This is a genomic window from Stenotrophomonas sp. 22692, assembly GCF_052045015.1.
Classification (GTDB): domain Bacteria; phylum Pseudomonadota; class Gammaproteobacteria; order Xanthomonadales; family Xanthomonadaceae; genus Stenotrophomonas; species Stenotrophomonas geniculata.
Window position 1 is genome coordinate 1 of sequence record NZ_JBQEMR010000077.1, and the last position, 3,366, is coordinate 3,366.

Genomic DNA, 3,366 nt, shown 5'->3' on the forward strand with positions numbered 1-3,366 from the left:
CCCCCCCCCCCCCCCCCCCCCCCCCCCCCCCCCCCCCCCCCCCCCCCGCTACCGAAGCGGAGGCGTTACCGCGGCTTCGCCGGCGGCGGGTTCTCGCGCACCCAGTCCTTGCGTTGTTGCGGCGTCATCTGCGACCAGCGCTCGCGCAGTGCGTCGCGCTGCGCGGGCGGCAGATCCCGCATCTGGCCGAACAGGGCCCGGGCCTGCTCACGCTGTTCCGGGCTCATGTGCTCGAAGCGGCGCAGGCCACGTCGGGCCTTGTCGCGTTCCTCAGGGCTCATCGACTGCCAGCGCTGGCCATGCGAGAGCATGCGCTGGCGCTGGCCGGCATCGGCGCTGTTCCAGCGGTCGCGCAGCGGTGCCAGCAGGGATTCCCGCTGTGCTTCACTCAACTGTTCCCAAGCCGGCAGCGGCGCGGGGCGTGCGGCAGGGGCGGGCGCGGCGCTCTGCGCCAGTGCCGGGAGGGCCGGCAGCAGCGACAAGGTCAGCAGCAGCGGCAGGAGATTGAATCGGGGCATGGTTCACTCCATCGCCAGGTCGGTATCGCCCAGCCACAGGTACAGATCGGGATTTTCGTCGTAGAGCGCGCTGTTGTCTTCCACCGAGGCAAGCACAGGTGCCGGCGCAGAGCCCGTCAGCGTGCCATGGCCGCTGAACTGCAGGCCGATACCCAGTGCCACCACCAGCGAACAGGCACTGGCCAGCCACCAGCGCCAGCGCCCGCGATGGGCGGCCGTGGCGCCGTGGCGAGCCTGGCGCAGCCGGGCCAGCGTCGCCGGCGACAGCGCGTGCAGCGACTGTGCGTGCAGGCTGCGCAGGGTGTCATCGGAAGGCAGGGAGCGGTTCACGGGTGGATCTCCAGGTAATCCTGCAGCGCCTGGCGGGCGCGTGCCAGATGGGTTTTTACCGCGCCTTCGCTGCAGCCCATGGCGCGGGCGGTGGTGGCCCCGTCCAGGTCCTGCAGCACGCGCAGGGTGAAGGCTTCGCGCTGGCGGGCGGGCAGGCGGCGCAACGCGTCTACCAGATGCTGGTACTGCTGGCGCTGTTCATGCGCCTGTGCCGGGTCCGGGCCGGGATCGGCCCAATCGATCCCGCCGCCTTCCGCGTCCTGGTTGTCGCGCCAGAACGGCAGGCGGAAGCGGCGCCGGCGCTGCACGTCGATCACGCGCCGGCGCAGGATGCTCCAGAACAGCGGCGCCCATTCGGCCGCCGGCTTGTCGGCGTAGTCCAGCATGCGCAGCAGCGCGTCCTGCACCGCGTCCATGGCGTCTTCGCGCTGGCGCAGGCCGGCCTCGGCGAAGCGGAACGCACGCGGGCCGACGCTGGCCAGGAACGCTTCCAGCGACGCCGGCAGGGCATCGGTCTCGGCGCTCGGGGGGACGGGGCTGCTCACCAGCACAGGGTACGGTTCCTCGCTCGGGGTCACCATCGACAACGCGTGAGCGCGGCTTCGGTTGACGCCGGGCGCGCACCGGGTTCAGCCCATGGTTATGATGGGACGACGAAGACAGAGCAGGAGCGTTGCCAGTGAGTGACGGGTTCGTAGCGCTGTACATCTTCATGCTGGCAGCCATCGCCGGCCACGTGATCATTTCGCGGGTGCCGGTGATCCTGCATACCCCGCTGATGTCGGGCTCCAACTTCATCCACGGCATCGTGCTGATCGGTGCGATGGTGGTGCTGGGGCATGCGCAGACACCGCTGGAGAAAGCGCTGGGCTTCCTCGCCGTGGTGCTCGGTGCCGGCAACGCCGCCGGTGGCTACGTGGTCACCGCGCGCATGCTGGAAATGTTCAAGCCGAGCGCGCCCAAGGGCGGCAAGGACGAGTCGAAGGAGCCGCAGGCTTGAACATCAGCACCGTCGAACTGCTCGATTGGCTGGTCAAGGCCAGCTACCTCGTCGCCGCCACGCTGTTCCTGCTGGGCCTGCAGCGCATGGCCTCGCCGCTGACTGCGCGCAGCGGCATCCGCTGGGCCGGGCTGGGCATGCTGCTGGCCACGGTGGCGACGTTCTTCCTGCCCGAACTGCACAACGTGCCGCTGATCCTGGTGGCGCTGCTGCTCGGCGCGGGCCTGGCCTGGTGGTCGGCCGGCAAGGTCGCCATCACCGACATGCCGCAGATGGTGGCGCTGTACAACGGCATGGGCGGTGGCTCGGCGGCGGCGATTGGTGCAGTGGAACTGCTGCGCTACGCCTTCCTGGCCAACCGCGATACCACCCACTGGAGCGCGCAGGCGCTGGCTGACCTGGCCGCGCGGCAGCCGTCCGGCACGGTCCTGCTGCTGGCCGTGGTCGGCGCGGCGATCGGTGCGGTGTCGCTGTCCGGCTCGGTGATCGCCTGGGCCAAACTCGATGGCCGCCTCGACAAGCGCGTGACCTGGCCGGGCCAGCAGGTGATGAACCTGCTGGTGGCACTGGCGGTGGTGGTGCTGGCGATCATCGCCGCGAGCACGCTCCACACCTGGGCGATCGTCGCCTTCTTCGTGCTGGCATTGGCGCTGGGCGTGCTGATGACGCTGCCGATCGGCGGCGCCGACATGCCGGTGGTGATCTCGCTCTACAACGCCTTCACCGGCCTGGCGGTGTCGTTCGAAGGCTACGTGCTGGGCAACGAGGCATTGATCATCGCCGGCATGATGGTCGGCGCGGCGGGCATCCTGCTGACCCGGCTGATGGCCAAGGCGATGAACCGGCCGATCCGCAACGTGTTGTTCTCCAACTTCGGCGGCGGTGCCGGCGGGGAAGCGCAGGCGATCACGGGTGCGCAGAAGCCGATTGAAGCGTCGGATGTCGCGGCGATGATGGCCTACGCCGAGCGCGTGGTGATCGTGCCCGGCTACGGCATGGCGGTAGCGCAGGCGCAGCACAAGATCTGGGAACTAGCGCAGCGGCTTGGCCAGCGTGGGGTCAAGGTGAAGTTCGCGATCCATCCGGTGGCGGGGCGCATGCCCGGGCACATGAACGTACTGCTGGCCGAAGCGGGCGTGCCCTACGACCTGATCGCCGACATGGACGACATCAACCCGGAGTTCGCCAACACCGACGTGGTGCTGGTGATCGGTGCCAACGACGTGGTCAATCCGGTGGCGCGCACCGACCCGGCCAGCCCGATCTACGGCATGCCCGTGCTGGACGTGGTCAACGCGCGCAACGTGGTGGTGATCAAGCGTGGCAAGGGCACCGGCTTTGCCGGCATCGAGAATGCGCTGTTCTACGCCGACAACACCCGCATGCTGTACGGCGACGGTGCGGAAGCGGCAGCCTCGCTGGTGAGCGAACTGAAGGCGCTCGACGGCGGGCATTGAGGCCGTACCGGTAGCGGGGGGGGGGGGGGGGGGGGGGGGGGGGGGGGGGGGGGGGGGGGGG

5 protein-coding genes are annotated in these 3,366 nt (G+C 69.9%); 2 read left to right on the top strand and 3 right to left on the bottom strand.

What is annotated here, in order from left to right; genetic code table 11:
- Positions 1–65 precede the first annotated feature (65 nt).
- Genes ACTJJM_RS21115 through ACTJJM_RS21125 form a run of 3 tightly spaced genes read right to left on the bottom strand, consistent with a single transcriptional unit; the run spans position 66 to position 1,429 of the window.
- Positions 66–518, bottom strand: a complete 453-nt coding sequence (locus tag ACTJJM_RS21115; RefSeq protein WP_100447756.1) for a DUF3106 domain-containing protein — start codon at positions 516–518, stop codon at positions 66–68.
- A gap of 3 nt (positions 519–521) precedes the next feature.
- A complete protein-coding gene (locus ACTJJM_RS21120) occupies positions 522–848 on the bottom strand; it encodes a hypothetical protein (RefSeq protein ID WP_049408964.1) in 327 nt (108 codons plus the stop codon).
- Entirely contained in the window at positions 845–1,429 is a 585-nt protein-coding gene (locus ACTJJM_RS21125; protein ID WP_100050615.1) for an RNA polymerase sigma factor, read from the bottom strand. Before ACTJJM_RS21125 ends, ACTJJM_RS21120 begins: the two co-directional genes overlap by 4 nt.
- A gap of 98 nt (positions 1,430–1,527) precedes the next feature.
- Here ACTJJM_RS21125 and ACTJJM_RS21130 point away from each other — a divergent pair, with 98 nt between their 5' ends.
- Positions 1,528–1,848, top strand: a complete 321-nt coding sequence (locus ACTJJM_RS21130) for an NAD(P) transhydrogenase subunit alpha (protein ID WP_019338116.1) — start codon at positions 1,528–1,530, stop codon at positions 1,846–1,848.
- Positions 1,845–3,305, top strand: a complete 1,461-nt coding sequence (locus ACTJJM_RS21135; RefSeq protein WP_143994654.1) for an NAD(P)(+) transhydrogenase (Re/Si-specific) subunit beta — start codon at positions 1,845–1,847, stop codon at positions 3,303–3,305. Before ACTJJM_RS21130 ends, ACTJJM_RS21135 begins: the two co-directional genes overlap by 4 nt.
- Positions 3,306–3,366: the final 61 nt, after the last annotated feature.

Excerpts from the sequence above, each read along its gene's own strand:
- ACTJJM_RS21115 (WP_100447756.1), bottom strand. The coding sequence starts at position 518 with ATGCCCCGATTCAATCTCCTGCCGCTGCTGCTGACCTTGTCGCTGCTG.
- ACTJJM_RS21125 (WP_100050615.1), bottom strand. The coding sequence starts at position 1,429 with ATGGTGACCCCGAGCGAGGAACCGTACCCTGTGCTGGTGAGCAGCCCC.